13 protein-coding genes are annotated in these 15,012 nt (G+C 72.2%); 11 read left to right on the top strand and 2 right to left on the bottom strand.

Translation table 11 applies throughout. The features are described from left to right. Positions 1–84 precede the first annotated feature (84 nt). Positions 85–648, top strand: a complete 564-nt coding sequence (locus OH807_RS30560) for a hypothetical protein (protein ID WP_406205246.1) — start codon at positions 85–87, stop codon at positions 646–648. Positions 649–707: 59 nt separating this feature from the next. Further along, positions 708–1,736, top strand: a complete 1,029-nt coding sequence (locus OH807_RS30565; protein ID WP_406205249.1) for an NAD-dependent epimerase/dehydratase family protein — start codon at positions 708–710, stop codon at positions 1,734–1,736. Between the two features lie 249 nt (positions 1,737–1,985). Here the strand turns inward: OH807_RS30565 and OH807_RS30570 are convergent, their stop codons facing one another. Next, positions 1,986–2,195 (bottom strand): hypothetical protein, encoded by a 210-nt coding sequence (locus tag OH807_RS30570; RefSeq protein WP_406205252.1) that lies wholly within the window; start codon positions 2,193–2,195, stop codon positions 1,986–1,988. 236 nt (positions 2,196–2,431) lie between these two features. Between OH807_RS30570 and OH807_RS30575 the strand changes: the two genes are divergently transcribed. Further along, entirely contained in the window at positions 2,432–4,633 is a 2,202-nt protein-coding gene (locus OH807_RS30575) for a HEAT repeat domain-containing protein (RefSeq protein WP_406205255.1), read from the top strand. A 27-nt stretch (positions 4,634–4,660) separates the two neighbouring features. Here the strand turns inward: OH807_RS30575 and OH807_RS30580 are convergent, their stop codons facing one another. Then, positions 4,661–6,004: a hypothetical protein gene (locus OH807_RS30580; RefSeq protein ID WP_406205257.1), complete on the bottom strand. Its 1,344-nt coding sequence runs from the start codon at positions 6,002–6,004 to the stop codon at positions 4,661–4,663. Between the two features lie 256 nt (positions 6,005–6,260). Here OH807_RS30580 and OH807_RS30585 point away from each other — a divergent pair, with 256 nt between their 5' ends. The 8 genes from OH807_RS30585 to OH807_RS30620 all read left to right on the top strand — a co-directional run bounded on the left by OH807_RS30585 (position 6,261) and on the right by OH807_RS30620 (position 15,006). Beyond that, the gene (locus OH807_RS30585; RefSeq protein WP_406205260.1) at positions 6,261–6,701 is read left to right on the top strand and encodes an ATP-binding protein; all 441 of its coding nucleotides are present in this window, start codon (positions 6,261–6,263) and stop codon (positions 6,699–6,701) included. A 164-nt stretch (positions 6,702–6,865) separates the two neighbouring features. Continuing rightward, positions 6,866–7,180 carry a hypothetical protein gene (locus OH807_RS30590; protein WP_406205263.1) on the top strand — a complete coding sequence of 105 codons (315 nt, stop codon included), beginning with the start codon at positions 6,866–6,868 and terminating at the stop codon, positions 7,178–7,180. 19 nt (positions 7,181–7,199) lie between these two features. Continuing rightward, positions 7,200–7,709: a hypothetical protein gene (locus OH807_RS30595; RefSeq protein WP_406205266.1), complete on the top strand. Its 510-nt coding sequence runs from the start codon at positions 7,200–7,202 to the stop codon at positions 7,707–7,709. 219 nt (positions 7,710–7,928) lie between these two features. Beyond that, on the top strand, positions 7,929–8,702 hold the full coding sequence (locus OH807_RS30600; RefSeq protein ID WP_406205268.1) for a glycosyltransferase: 774 nt from the start codon (positions 7,929–7,931) through the stop codon (positions 8,700–8,702). A gap of 466 nt (positions 8,703–9,168) precedes the next feature. Beyond that, positions 9,169–10,410: a methyltransferase, FxLD system gene (gene fxlM / locus OH807_RS30605; RefSeq protein ID WP_406205271.1), complete on the top strand. Its 1,242-nt coding sequence runs from the start codon at positions 9,169–9,171 to the stop codon at positions 10,408–10,410. Positions 10,411–10,477: 67 nt separating this feature from the next. Beyond that, positions 10,478–10,624, top strand: coding sequence for an FxLD family lanthipeptide (locus OH807_RS30610; protein WP_406205274.1), 147 nt, complete (start codon positions 10,478–10,480; stop codon positions 10,622–10,624). 78 nt (positions 10,625–10,702) lie between these two features. Continuing rightward, positions 10,703–13,789, top strand: coding sequence for a lantibiotic dehydratase (locus OH807_RS30615; RefSeq protein ID WP_406205277.1), 3,087 nt, complete (start codon positions 10,703–10,705; stop codon positions 13,787–13,789). Then, positions 13,786–15,006, top strand: a complete 1,221-nt coding sequence (locus tag OH807_RS30620) for a lanthionine synthetase C family protein (protein ID WP_406205280.1) — start codon at positions 13,786–13,788, stop codon at positions 15,004–15,006. Before OH807_RS30615 ends, OH807_RS30620 begins: the two co-directional genes overlap by 4 nt. The last annotated feature ends 6 nt before the right edge of the window (positions 15,007–15,012 follow it).

A 15,012-nucleotide genomic window follows, 5' to 3' on the forward strand; every position in this document is an offset into this window, starting at 1 on the left:
TTCCGGCTGTTCGCCCGGCAGCGGTCGCCTGGAATCGGTCGACCTGCGCGGTTCCACTCTGCCCGGGTGCTCTAGCCTCACGAGATGACTGAGTCAGAGGAGCAGGCACTGCAGTTTGTCCGCACATGGGCGGAGGCAGTGATCCGACAGGCCGAGCGGGCGCGGGCGGCGCGGGTGAAGGCCGCTCGCGACAGCAAGAGCTTCGAGTACATGGAGGACTGGAGCCCGACGACGGCGGAGCTCGCAGCCAACTTCCGCACGCAGTGGGCCGAGGAGCACATGCTCGTGTGGGCCGCCCATCAGCTGGAGCGGTGGGAAGGGCGACTGCGGCGCGAACGAGGTCAAGACCCGACGGCAGAAGACGAACTGCTGAAGAACATCCGAGATGCCCTTGAACACCTGGACGAGGTGGACTTCAAGGACGGCAGCGCGGTGCCGCCGGACGCCGGCGGAGGACGCGTCACCGGAAAGGCACTGCGCAGGCTTCCCGGAGAACAGCTCTGGATCGAGCTGCAAGACGGAAGCAGCTTCGAGGGGGTAGACCCCGAGACGGTGGAAGCCCACGCCCTGGCCGTAGTGCGTTCCATCGAGAACGACTTGGAGCAGGAGGTCGTCGACAGGTACCTCGACCTGCTGCGGGACCGGTAAGCGCTCCGGGTTCCGCGCGGGGCTGCGCGGGCACCGTCCAGACTGGCAGGATCGCCCGCATGAGGATTCTCGTACTGGGCGGTGGCTGGTTCCTGGGCCGGGCGGTCGTGAGCGACGCGCTCGAACGAGGGTGGGAGGTGACCACGTTCACGCGCGGCCTGTCCGGCATCCCGGTGCCCGGAGCGGTCGCCGTGCACGGGGACCGCGAGCGGCCCGAGGACCTGGCTCGACTCGCCGGTCATGGCCCGTGGGACGCCGTGATCGACACGTCCGCCTCCGAGCTGTCGCCGCGCACCGTCCTGGCCGGCACCCGGGCCCTGGAGCCGGTCGTCGGCCGGTACGTCTACGTCTCCACGGTGTCGGTCTACGAGGGCTGGCCGAGCGAGCCATTGACCGCGGACTCGCCGGTGCTGGACGCACCGGCTGACGCGGGCCCCGAGTATGGGCAGCTGCCGGAAGGGTGGCCAGGCCCTGACACCCACTACGGACGGCAGAAGGCCGGCGCCGAGCGCGCGGTGACCGACACGTTCAGTCTCACCCGCACAAGCCTGCTCAGGCCGGGCGTCATCCTCGGTCCCGGCGAGTACGTTGGCAGGCTGCCATGGTGGCTGCGCCGGGCCGAACGAGGAGGCCGCATCCTCGCGCCCGGCGACCCGGCGAAGTCGATCCAACCGGTCGATGTGCGTGACGTGGCTGCCTTCGCGCTGGAGCAGGCACAGCGCGTCGGGCACCAGGTCCACAACATCACCGCACCGTTGGGCCGCGAGACGATGGGCGGCTTCCTCCAGGCCTGTGTGGACGTGACCGGCAGCACCGGTGAGCTGGAGTGGGTCACCGATGATGTCCTGCTCCGCAGCGGTCTGCGCCAGTGGACAGAAATCCCGCTCTGGCGGACCCACCCGGGCGTGTGGGCCATCGACTCGTCGTCGGCGATCGAGGCTGGCTTCCGCAGCCGGCCGCTGGCGGAAACCGTCGCGGACACGTGGTCCTGGCTCATCCAGGGCAACATGCCCGTGCCGCATCAGCGGTGGGACGAACATGGGATTGCCCCGGACAAGGAGCTCGCCATCCTGAAGAGCGCCCGCTAGGGCCTCTCTTCCATCGTGTCGGATCAGCGCGCGCCGTTGGGCGCCCGGCGGCGCGCGCCTCGCAAGATCCGAAAGAGAGACCCTAGGTCGGCGGGGCTGGCAGGGTCGGCGGGGAGTGAGGGGTAAGCCGGGCCTCCCGCCGGTGGCGGCCGGGACCTCCCGACGGGCGCGCTACCGACGCAGACCCTAGGCCACCGCGGCGGAAGCAGCCAACCAACTCCCGCACCAGCAGCACCGAGCAGCGACACATCAGCCGGACTCCCTCTCAGCAGCAACCGGGACCGCTCGACGGGCGCGTCGCCGGCGCAGGCCCCAGGCCGCCAGCGCGGTGACCAGCGCCACCGCGAGTCCGCCGAGGAACTCCGGCACTGCGGCCACCAGCAGCTCCGGAACGCCGCCCAGATGGCCGGCGCATCCCTCGCCGATCGCCTGGACCGCCTCGTTGATCTCTGTCGACATCGAAGTACGCCTCCACTGCTCGGAACACCTCACGGCCGCCGTCGACCGCGCAGCCAGGGTGCTGGGCGCGGGCGGTGCCCCCAACCCGAGCTGGGACAACCTGGGGCAGCCCGGGACGGCTCCGGGCAATCGCCCGCTGGTTGAGGGCCTGATCTGGGAGAATGGCGGGTGTCCCGGGCCCGTCCCAGGGACGCGCCTGAGGCGCCCCCGGGGCAGGAGTTCGAGGGAAACCAGCGATGAGCGCACCAACGGGAGACGACGCCGATGCCGCGTACACACTCGGGGCCTTCCTCCGGACCCGGGCGCAGGAGGCGGGCCTGAGCGCGCGTGAGATCGCCCGCGCCTTCCAGCAGCGGGCCGAGCAGGAGCAGGCTCAAATCGCGGCGGGGGCGGGCGGGGCGGCTGCCCCAGTGGGTGGGATGAACTTCTCAAAGTCGCACCTCGACCGCCTCTTCAAGGGCGATACTGCGCTGCCATCCGGCCGGTTCCTCGGGGTCTTTCTGGAAATCACCAGCGCCGCCGCCGGCCTGCCTCCGCAGCGCCACCAGGCGCTGATCCGGGAGGCGACGGAGCTGCTGACCAAGGCCCGGCGGCTGAAGACCCGCCCAACTGCGCTGCCACAGCCGCACCTGGAGCCGCCCACCACGGCGGCGGCCATCGCCACGCTGCAGGCGCAGCTAGACCTCGAACGGGCGCATCGCACCGGGGACCGCCTCCGCCGGGAGCTGAGCGACACCCAGGCGCTGATGGGCACGCTGCTGCAGATCATCGACGCGCTGCGGGACATCATCACCGAGCTCGATCTCGACCTGTTGGGCGCATCACGCACCGCCGGACGGACAGTTCCGCGCGAGCTGGCCGAGCGGCAGCGCACCGAGGCGGTCGAGTACAAGGCGGCGGCAGAGGCGGAGTTCGACCGGGTCGACCACCGGCGGCGGGTGCTGGAGCTGCTGTGGGACCAGGCGCAGGGCAACCTGCGGCGGCTGGCCGCGCACGCCGACGACGGGCACTTACTGCCGCTGCCCGACCTCCCGCCACTGCCGACCCGGAGCGTCCTCTCCTCCGGCCTCCATGCCGAGCCAGCGCTCGCGGACATCGCGACCGCCCTCGGCCGGGTCCAGGAGTACAACGACGCCGAGGAGCAGAAGACCGCCGAGCTGCGACGCGCCCTCGCGGACAACGCGCCACTGGCCCCCGACGACGAACTGGCGATCCTGGTGGCCGCCACCCGCCTGAGCGACCCGCTCGCCCGCAGCGCCGCCCTGCGGACCGTCTTGGCGAGCTGGGCCCACCACCCGAGCACCCGCGACACCCTCCTGCGACTCGTCCATGACGACCAATCGGCCATCCGCCACAACGCGGCCTGGGGCCTGGCTGCCGCCTGGGCTGGGAACCCCGAGGCCCGGGACGCCGTCGCGGCGCTGGCCGGCGACCCCGAGCACCACGTCCGGCAGACGGCGGCACTGGGGCTGGTGCACGGCTGGGCGGACGACCACGCCGCGCGAGACGCGCTGGCCCGGCTCGTCCAACACAAGGATCCGGAAGTCCGGCAGACGGTGGCGCAGACACTGGTTCAGGGATGGGCAGATGATTCGGTGGTCCGCGACTGCCTGATCACCCTGGCCCGCGACAGCGAGGTACTGGTCCGGGCGGTTTCCGCGGAGTTCCTCACCGAGGGCTGGCCCCAGGACGGCGCCGCGCTAGACGCACTTCGCTCCCTCTGCGACGATCCCGCGGAGTCCATCCGCTGGATCGCCATGCAGGCGCTCGCGCGCCGGGGCTACACCACGGCCACCTCGCCGGTGACAACCAACGCCATCCTCCAGGCTGCCGAACTGCCGCCTTCCTATCAGAAACTCGGGACTCTGCCGGTCGCCGCGGCGCTGCGCCAGAGAATCGACTTCCACGAGGGGATCACCGTACTTGTGGGAGCCAACGCCAGCGGGAAGACCATCCTGCTGGACGCCCTGGCCTTGTCGATGAACGTGGCGCGCTACGCTCTCCCGGTCGGTCAGCCGGCCGCGGCGAGCCAGAGTCTGGCCGCGCACCTCCGGATCACCTGGAACGACCGACGGGCTCCGTACAGTTGCCACCACGTCACCGAGCGCAGCGTCGAGGCTAGCGGCAACAGACGTGCATCCGGGCTGCGGAAATGGCAGATGTACCTGCGTTCCCTGGTCGAGTCAGACGGTGCTCCGAACCGGATTGTTCTGATCGACGAGCCCTTCGGATTCCTGGATCCAACAGTGCCACGCTGGATCTTCGACGCACTCTCGGAACTCGCCGACCAGGGCTTCCAACTGATCATCACCTCGGTGCGAACCACCTGGACCGCCCTCCCCACGGCCCGCGTCATCAAGATCGACCGAAGCGCCCACCGCACCGCCTCCTTCGATCCAACGAAGCTCCCTGATTATGGCCCGCCGCTGTTGATCTAGGCCGTTTCTTTCCAAAGAGAGCGCCCGCTAGCTGCTCCCCCCGTCGATGGCGAGCCGCACAGCGCCCGGGCCGAGGATCCGCGGTGCGGCTACCAGCGTGAAGTCGTCGATCTGTTCCATGAGATTGCGCGCGGCAGGAGTGTCCCTGAAGGCCGGGGCCGCCAGCTCGGTCCGGACCGCGTTGACCCGCCCCACGAGACCGGCTCCGCGCCACTCCCGCGGCAGGCTGAGGACCGGGACCAGCGCATCAGCGGCTCCGTCAAGGTCCCGCCGCATCAGGAGGGCCGTCGCCAGATCGGCACCTGCCTGAGGGGCGACCACCAGCGGCGTGGAGTCCGAAGACTGGGTGGTGATCAGCTCCAGCGACCGTCGAGCCGAGGCCTCGGCGCCCGCCCCGTCGCGCAGGAGAAGAAGAGTCGCGCTGTTACTCATCGCGACCCGCTCAAGGCTGAAGTCGAACTCGCCGCCGACACCGTCGTGGAGATCGTCCAGCGTGGGGCCGCGATCGGCGAGACTGCGCTCTATCGCGGCTTGGGCCTCGTCAGCGCGGCCGAGATGCGCGTAGGCACGGGCAGCGATCGCGGCAAGCCGCGCCTTGCCCGTGGCGCCGACGCCGAGGAACGACTGGGCCTGCTCGATCTGACGTACCGCGTGGACCGGGTTGCCGTTCCAGTACGACAGCAACGCCAGGTAGCCGTGGGCGTATGCCTGGAGAGGTCCGTGCTCCGCCACCTGCGCGTACAGGGCAGCGGCTCGCATCAGCTCCACCGCGGTCGGCATGGAACCGAGGTCGAACGCGCAGGCGCCCAGGAGCGCCGATGCTTGGCCGGCGACCAGGTAGAGGCGTCCGCGCTGCGACAACACCTGGGTGCGGTCCAGCATCACGGTGGCCAGACCGAGCAGCTCCTTGGCCTGCATGAAGATCACGTGGGGTGGTGTCGTGGTGTTCGCCCGGACCAGGCGCACCAGGTCGTCTTCGAGTTGGTCGAGGCTGAGGTCGGGCAGCAACTGGGAGGCCGCGTCGGCCGCGTGGGCCCGGGCGTCTCGTGCGGTCATTGCAAGTTCTCTTTCATCGAGCACAGGAGCAAGCGCTGCGCGCAGCGCTCGGGCCTGCTCGTCGGTGCAGGGTGCGAGGAGTTCGTGCACGGGCATGTCGAACATGTGCTTGAGGATCGCGGGAGTGGGGTGGTGAGGCCGGGCGACGTTGCCGGCGCGCCACCGCCCGAAGGTCTTCTCCGTGAGCGTGACGTTCTTGAAGGCCAGGTCGTCGTGCTTCCGGTAGAGGTCCGCCGCGGCCTGCTTGTAGTCGGCAAGGAAGTCCCGGAACTCCATCTGCGCCTGGGCGAGTAAGGCATCGAACAGTGTGCTCATCGCGGTCCCTTCGGGGCCGCAGCCCCACCTGCGAACTACCTTCACCTACCTGCCTACCACCACCGGGCCGGTGATCCCAGAGGCCATGGAGAAGTGTCTGCGAACTGTCCGCAGTTTGTCCTTCGTGTCACCTGAACGAGGACCAAGTGTCGGTGCTTAGGCGGTGGTTATGTCCCGATAGGCAGTCCACTGTTGATCCCCGCAAGCGAACCAAGGACGGGGCGTCCAGACGCTCCTGATGACGGGAGCGATGCACATGGTGGCCGTCAAGCAGCCAAGATCGGGCCTCCACCACTGGGGGACCACCTTCGCGGCGACGCAGACGATGGTTGCCGTTGCGCGCCGGGACGTGCGCTCGGTACTCACCGAGTGGGGATGGGAAGGCGAGCGAGCAGATGACCTTGTCACCATCTGCTCGGAGCTGGTGACAAACGCGATCCGGCACGCGAGCCGGCCGGGCGACACGGTCGTCCTGCGGCTCCAGGAGATCGACGGTGACTGCCGGATCGAAGTTCTGGACTCGCGCCCGGACCTGTCGCTTCCCAGGACCTGTGTCCCCTGCGGTGAGAGCGGCCGAGGGCTCCTCCTCGTCCGAGAACTCGCGGACGACATGGACGTGGCGGTGATCGGCACGACCAAGAAGGTGTGGGCGAGAGTCCATCTCGCCGACGAAGCTACGCCGAGGAGCGCCCCTTGAAGACCGCGATCAGCCGGGTCATCAGGCTCGTCGGCCAACAGCGCCGGACGGCCCCGACGAGCCGCCCGCATGCCCGCCCGAGGGCCCCGCACGCGGCAGGACCGGGCCCGAACGTCTTCGCTCGCCAACGCCCCTGGGCCCCCAGAGAGCCGTTCTGGTGCACCGTGACCATCTACTACAGCTCGGGCCAGCCCCTCCTGATGTGGAGCGGCGGAGCCCTCGACGTTCGCCTGGCCGCACGAGAGCTGCAGCGGCAGGTCGAACGGCTGGCCGCGCAACTCGAACTCGCCCACACCAGCCAGCCGGTCGCCTGGCTCAACAGCAGCGACGGCTATGCACGGACGGTGGACGACCTGGCCGCCGGCCGCAGCCACGCCGTCACCTTCACCCATCGCGACGTGACCTACGTGCTCGCGGCAACCACCAGCGACGGGACCGAACCGCGCCTTCCCGGGCGCGGAATCCCCTGCCCCGCCTGACCTGAGAAGGGCCAGCACGATGATCACGACGAACCCGAAGCGTTCCGACCCAGCACCCGTCCACATTCTCGGCGCGCGGTGGCTCGCCTCCGCCAACCGGCAGTCGGACCAGGTGTTCGCGCAGTGGCGATCCGGCCAGCTCGCGACGATCGAGACCGGCCGCCGATTCAACGTCGTGCGCGTCACCGACCAACGCCTGGGCATCGCGGCTCTGCAAGACATGCAGGCGGCCGGCGTCGTGGTCGGGCCCGTCCTGCTCAACCGCCCCCAGCAGGCCGTCGAGTTCCTGATCACCATGCGCCACGGCGAGGACTGGCAGATCCGAGACACCGAGCTGCTCGCACGGCCCACGGACGGGTCTCCGGCGATCACCGTGCCGATGCCCGCCCCGGGGCTGCCCCGCACCGAGGGCAGGACCTGGCTCATCCCACCGGACGGCCGCCAGTTCCTCACCCACCCCCACATCCTGGCCAACGGGCTCAGACGAGCCCGAATCCAGCTACGCCGGGCCCCCGCGTCCCGGCCCTGAACTCCCCGTCCCGACCGGTTGGCGGCTCCACCGGTCGGGACGGGGTCCCACCGGCTCCCGCTGAGCCAGGGGGACCGGGGGCGGTTCGGCCAGCCCCCGTCGGCCGACCCGCTGTCGGCCGTCCCCGGGCGCGGGCGCGCGTCGGAGAACACGCAGCGCCCCCCGGGGACGTGCCGGCCCAACCCTTCAACTTCACCGACAGCCCGAAGGACAACGACCATGATCCCCGTTGACACCGCGTCATTCCGGCCGAGAGCGCTGCGCGCCGACGAGCGGGGCCGCATCATCGCGCGGGCGGTGGCGAGCCCTTCCCAGCGGGCCGGGGGCGGTGCGTGGCGCGGAGACGACGTCGCACCCAGCAGCGGACTGCGGACGCTGTGGACGAAGGAGGCCCAGTTGAGGCCGATCATCGTCGCCGTCATCACGGAGGACGAGCAGCAGATCCTTCCCGACCTCCTCGACGCCTTCTCACAGGTCAAGCCGCGCCTTCCCGAGCCCCTCGCCCCCGTCCTGCTGCTGTGGGCGGCCGGCGGCGGAACGCAGCCCGACTGGCACGCCCGTGGTGACGTGGTGTTCGCGCCGGAGCGCGACCCTGACGAACGGCCCTTCCTGCTCGCGGCCGCCGATCTGTTTCTCGCCGCCTCGCCCGAGGCCACCGAAGCGGTCTACCAGGCGATGGCGACCGCACTGCCGGTCATCGGCACGACCGGTGGCAGCCTCGGGAAGGAGATCAGCAGCGGAGGCTACGACGCGAACGGGTGGCTCGCGGACCCCGGCGACGCCGACGCCCTGGCCAACGCGATCGTCCAGGCCTGCCTGTACCGGCCGGAGCGACTGCGGCGCGGCACGGCCGCCGCCGAGCACGTCCGCAACCTGGCCCGGCGCCCCGAGACCGATCAGATGCTGCTCAGGGATGCTTCCGACCCGGGGACGCAGGACCAGCAGCCGTCGGAGGCCGGTTGGCTGCGGCAGTTCCCCATGGACGCCGCGTGAGGGCTGATGCGGGACCGGGGCAGGACACAGAGGGCTGGCGCGCGAGCGCTCTGGCGGTCGTCGCCCTCCTACTACCGGGGAGCGACTGCGAAGGAGCTGTGCGAGTGGTACCGGAACCCGAACCGCAATCACCGGCGGCGCCTGCAGATCACGCCCCCGTTCGGCCACCGTGCCGAACGCAGCCCGCGCCGCCGCAGGCGCGCGAAGCGCTGGCCGCCCAACTGCCGGCGGTGCCGCTGCACGCCTCCATGGCGGTGGGTCTGAGAGACCTCGAACTCGCGCATCTCAGCGTCGCGATGGGCCCGGTCCTTCTGGCCATATGACCACTCACGTTCCCGCCCTCGACGTGCCCAGCAGTCCGGCCCGGCAGCGGCGCAGAGCGAGGATCAACGACCACGCCCGCCTGTCCGGCGGCGCGGCCCCCGCCTGCCAGCCCGGCGCATACCCGACTCGAAGGAGAACCCTCTTGAATACCACCCCGCCCGACTCGGACTCCCCGCAGGCCCTGCGCGCCGGCCTCGTCAAGCAGCTTCGCGACCAGGGCGCGATCCGCACCGACCGGGTCGCCGACGCCATCGGCCTCGTGCCCCGCGAGGTGTTCGCCCCCGAAGCGCAGCTCGCCGACGCCTATGACCCGCAGCGGGCCGTGGTCACCAAGCGGGACAAGGACGGGCTGGCGATCAGTTCCGTCTCCGCCGCCAACGTCCAGGCGTTCATGCTGGAGCAGGCGAGCCCGCAGCCGGGCGAGAACGTCCTGGAGATCGGCTCGGGCGGCATGAACGCCGCCTACCTCGCCGAACTCGTCGGCCCCGACGGCACGGTGACCAGCATCGACATCGACCCGGAGGTGACCGACCGGGCCCGGCGGCTCCTGGCCGAGGCCGGCTACGAGCGGGTGGACGTCGCGACCACCGACGGGGAGCTCGGCGTCCCGGACCGTGCCCCCTTCGACCTGATCGAGGTCACCGTCGGCGCGCCGGACATCCCCCCGGCCTGGCTGGAGCAGCTCGCGGCCGGCGGTCGGATCGTCGTCCCGCTGCGCGTGCGCGGCCTCATGCGCTCCTTCGCCTTCGTCCGGGAGGGCGACCATCTGGTCAGCCGCGGCTACGAGCTGTGCGGCTTCGTGCCGATGCAGGGCGCAGGGGAGCGGCGCGAGCGGCTGGTGCTGCTGCACGAGGAGCCGCAGGAGGAGGTCGGGCTGCGCCTGGACGACGGCGACCAGGTGGACGTCGAGGCCCTGAGCGCGGCGCTCGCCTCGCCCCGGCAGGAGGTGTGGTCGGGGGTGACCGTCGGCGGTGAGGAGTCAATCCACGACCTTGACCTGTGGCTGGCCACCGTCCTGGACGGTCACGCCCGGCTGACGGCCACGGTCGGCGCGCGCGACAAGGGCCTTGTCGCGTCCGCTTCGCCCCTCGGTCTCGCCACGCTCGTGGCTGGTAGCACCTTCGCCTACCGCACCGTTCGGGCCGTGGACGAGAGCCGGACCCGCTTCGAGCTCGGGGCGTTCGGTCACGGCCCGGCCGCCGCCGCAGCCGCCGCCGGACTGGTGAAGGAGATCCGCACCTGGGACCAGGACCACCGGGGCGGCCCCGGCGCCCGCATCGAGGTCTACCCCGCCGGCACGCCCGACGACCGTCTCCCCGCAGGCCGTGTGGTCGACAAGACCCACACCCGCATCTCGATCTCCTGGCCCGGCCAGCAGCCGTAGACCGGCAAGGCCAAGGGCCAGGTGGCACCACCTGTCAGTTCGGCAACTCCATGAGGAGGAAGTGCACATGAGGAACACGCAGAACATCGACTTCGAGCTGGACGTCACGCTCGTCGAGCAGGCCCCGGTCATCCCGGAGCTGATGAGCAGCACCGACGACGGCTGCGGAGAGTCCTGCGCGAGCGCCTGCTCCAACAGCACCTGCGTCGCCTGACCGAACGGCGTGCCGGGGCCCAGCCGGGCCCCGGCACGCCGGGTGATTCGACCATCCGACGACAAGACAGGGGTAGGGATGTTCCGGGCCGTAGACGCGGTGATGCTGCGCGCCGCCGCCAACAGCCAGACGGTCACCGGACCGTGGCCGGACATGGACGGCGACGACGCCCAGAATCGTGAGGCGTGGCAGCGGTGGCTGACCGAGGCCTGGGCCGGCACCGGTGTGGCCGACGCCGTGGAGGTGGCGAGCCCGGTCCTGGCCGCCCGGGTCCGAGCGGCCAGCACCGGCCAGGTCACGTCGGGCCGCCGAGTGCGCCGGATCGGGGAGTCCCTGGTGCGGTACCTGCTGCGGATGCAGCACCGGGCGACGCCCTTCGGGCTCTTCGCCGGCGTTGCCCCGGCCCGGCTGGGGGGCAGCCCGGCGGTCTCCTGGGGCGGTGGGCACCGGGCGGTGGCGCGGCCGGACGCGGCCTGGCTGGCCGGCGTCGTGGACCGCCTGGAGGCCGAAGGCAGCCGGTTACGGCGCTTGCTGGTCGTAGCGGACGCGACCTGCCAGGTACGGGGCGACCAGGTGGTCCTTCCCTGCCGCCAGCCGTCTGCGGGCGGCAACGGGCCTGCGGAAGTGTCGGTGCGCCGGTCCCCGCCCGTGGCGGCCATCCTGGCCGCCGCCCGGGAGGCTGTGCCGGTCGAGGACCTGATCCAGAAGGTGTGTGCCGAGTTCCCGGAGGCTCCGCCCGGGGCCGTCGACCGCATGGTCGCGCAGCTCGTCCAGCAGCGCGTGCTCGTCACGTCCTTGCGACCGACGATGATCGCGCCCGACCCGCTCGGCCACCTCCTGGCCCAGCTCGAACGAGCCGACCCCACCGATGCCGCCACAGCCGGTGGCTCCACGGCGCCGGTGGTGCGCCTGCTCAGGACCCTGCATGCCTGCCTGGAGCGGCACAGCGGCGAAGGCCCGGAAGACCAGCGCAGGACCCGCGCAGAGGCGCTGGAGGTGATGGCAGCCCTCCCGGGGGGCAGTGCGCCGCTACTGGCGGTGGACCTTCGGCTGGACTGCGACCTGGTCCTGCCCGAGGCCGTGGCGCGGGAAGCAGAGCGCGCGGCCGCCGCGCTGGCACTGTCCGGCCCCCACCCGCAGGGCCCGCCCGCCTGGCGGGCCTACCACGCCCGCTTCCTGGAGCGGTACGGGCCCGGCGCGCATGTCCCCGTGCTGGAGCTGGTCAACCCGGACACCGGGCTCGGCTACCCCGCCGGGTACCGAGGATCCCTGCTGACCTCCGAATCGCCGGGCGTGCAGGAGCGCGACGCCGCCCTGCTGGAGGTCGCGCAGCTGGCCGCGCTCGACGGCCTGGCGCAGGTCGACGTGACGAGCCTGCTCCCGCACCTGGCTCCCGCCGCGGTCGAGCAGACGCCCGCGCACCTGGAGCTGTGCGCCCAACTCCACAGCCACTCCCGGGCCCAACTGGACGACGGACAGTTCACGCTCGTCGTCACCGGCCTCGCCCAGGGCGCGGGCACCACGACGGGCCGGTTCCTGCACCTGCTTGACGACGCCGACCACCACCGCATGGCCGGCGCGCTGCGCCGCGCACCGGCGCTCACCGCCGGGGCCGTCCGCGCCCAGCTGTCCAGCCCACCGCTGCGGGTGCGCACCGAGAACGTCGCCCGCACCTTGCCCGTCCTCGCCGAGACGATCACGGTCGCCGAGCACGAGCACGGCACGATCACGCTGGCGGACCTCGCGGTCACCGCCGACGCCCTGCACCTGTGGCTGGTCTCCCGCCGCACCGGCCGCCCGGTCGAGCCCGCCGTCCTCAACGCGGTCCAGCTCAGCAACTTCACCCACCCGCTGGCCCGCTTCCTGACCGAGCTGCCCCGGGCCCGGGCCGCCGTCATGGCGCCGTTCTCCTGGGGACCGGCCGCCGGGAAACTGCCCTACCTGCCCGCCATCCGGTACGGGCGCAGCATCCTCGCCCCGGCCCGGTGGCGCCTGAACGGCGCTGATCTCCCGCTGGCGGCCGCCCCGTGGCGGGACTGGGACAACGCACTGGCCTGCCTGCGCGAACGCCGGCTGATGGCCGACACCCTCGACCTCGGCGACGGTGACCAGCGCCTGCGCCTCGACCTCGCCGAACGCCACCACCGCCAGCTCCTGCGCGCCCACCTCGACCAGCACGGCCGGGCAGTCCTGCGCCAGGCACCCGGGCCCGGCGCTCTCGGCTGGATCGACGGCCGCGCACACGAACTCACCATCCCGCTCATCTCCACCCAGCACCCCGTCCGCCTCCCCACGCCCCGCCGTCCCGCAGCGCCCGCCCCCGGCCGCTCTCCCGGCGCCCCCGGCCCGGGCTGGGCCTACGCGAAGGTGTACGCCCACCCGGCCCGGCACGCCGACCTGCTAGCCCGCCTGCCCGACCTGACCGCGGCCTTCGGCGACGCGCCGTGGTGGTTCATCCGCTACCGGGACCCGGACCCGCACCTGCGGCTGCGCATCCGCCACGCGGACGGGGGCTTCGCCGAGACCGCCCGCCACGTAGGCGCCTGGGCCCAGAGCTTGGCCGACGCCGGCCTGGCCACCGGCCGGGTGCAGTGGGACACCTACTGGCCCGAGACCGGCCGCTACGGCGACGGCCAGCTCCTCGGCCTCGCGGAGTGGGTGTTCGTCGCGGACTCCGCCGCCGTCCTTGCCCAGCTCCAGCACACCGGGCCCGGCAGCCTCCCGGCCGCCGCGCTCACCGCCGCGAGCATGGCCGACATCGCCGCCGGCTTCCTCGGCGGCACCGAGGCCGGCATGCGCTGGCTCATCGACAACCTCACCCGCACCGCCGAACCCGCCCTGGACCGGACGCTGCTCACCCGGGCCGTCGCCCTCGCCGACCCGACCGACACCTGGGCCGCCTTGCGCGCCGCCACCGGGACGGCGATCACCGAGGCCTGGGCCCGGCGCCGCGCCGCCCTGACCGCCTACCGGCGCCGTCTCATCGTGCTCGACGGCCCGCCCCCGGAAACCGTTCTGACATCCCTGCTGCACATGCACCACATCCGCGCCGCCGGCATCGACCCGGACGCCGAACGCGCCTGTCGCCGCTTGGCCCGAGCCGCCGCCCTCTCGTGGACCAGCCGCACCCCCGAAGCCGCCCGTACCCGTGGAGCCGCCCGATGACCGCCCGCACCGCCCACCCGCAACCGACCCCTGCTTCCTCGGCCACCCGCTCACCCCGGCCGGTGGTGCCGTGCGGCCCCGACGACATCCAGCACTCGCAGGCCCTCGCCACGGGCGCCGTCGGCATCACCCTCCTCCACATCGAACGCGCCGAGACCGGCGTCGGCAGCTGGGCCGGCGTCCGCGAGTGGCTCACCAGCATCGCGGCCAGCCCGCTCGTCGCCTCCGACGACGCAGGCCTGTTCGTCGGCGCCCCCGCCCTCGCCTTCGTCCTGCACACCGCGGCCGGCACCACCGGCCACCACCGCGACACCCTGCGCATCCTCGACGCGGCCGTCGCCAAGCTGACGCTGCGCCGTCTCGACCAGGCCCATGCCCGCATCGACCGCGGCGAGCAGACCATCGCCTCCGAGTACGACCTGCTGTACGGGCTGACCGGACTCGGCGCCTACCTCCTGCAGCGCGACCCGCACGGTGACGCCCTGCACGCTGTTCTCGCCTACCTCGTACGCCTCACCCAACCCCTGCCCGGCAGCGACCTGCCCGGCTGGTGGGTGCGCCACGACCCCTCCGGCCGCACCTCCGCCGCGTTCCCCGGCGGCCACGGCAACGTCGGCATCGCCCACGGCATCACCGGCCCCCTCGCCCTCCTCGCCCTCGCCAAGAGCGCCGGAGCCCTCGCCGACGGCCACACCGGCGCCATGCTGCGCATCCTCACCTGGCTGGACGGCCTCCGACAGGCCACCCCGGCCGGACCGTGGTGGCCCCAATGGGTCACCACCGACGAACACCACCTCGCCAGCACGCTTCACGAAGGCCCCCGGCGCCCGAGCTGGTGCTACGGCACCCCCGGCCTCGCCCGCGCCCAGCAACTCGCCGCCATCGCCCTCGGCGACGACCGTCGCAAGCGCGCCGCCGAGACTGCCCTGCTGCGCTGCATCACCGACCCCGCCCAGCTCGCCCAGATCGGTGAGCCCGGCCTGTGCCACGGCGCCGCCGGCCTGCTCCACACCGTCCACCGCGTCGCCCAGGACGCCGACCGGCCCGAGCAGTTCACCGCCCACCTGCCGGCCCTTCGCTCCCTGCTCCACGCACAGGCCCCGGCCCGTCAGCCCGGGTTCCTCAACGGCACTGCAGGGACCGCACTCGCCTTGCACGCCACCAACCGGGGCGGCACACCCGCCACCGGCTGGGACGCCTGCCTCCTGCTCTCCTGACCCGGA

The sequence above is a fragment of the Kitasatospora sp. NBC_01560 genome, from assembly GCF_045208415.1.
Taxonomy (GTDB): domain Bacteria; phylum Actinomycetota; class Actinomycetes; order Streptomycetales; family Streptomycetaceae; genus Kitasatospora.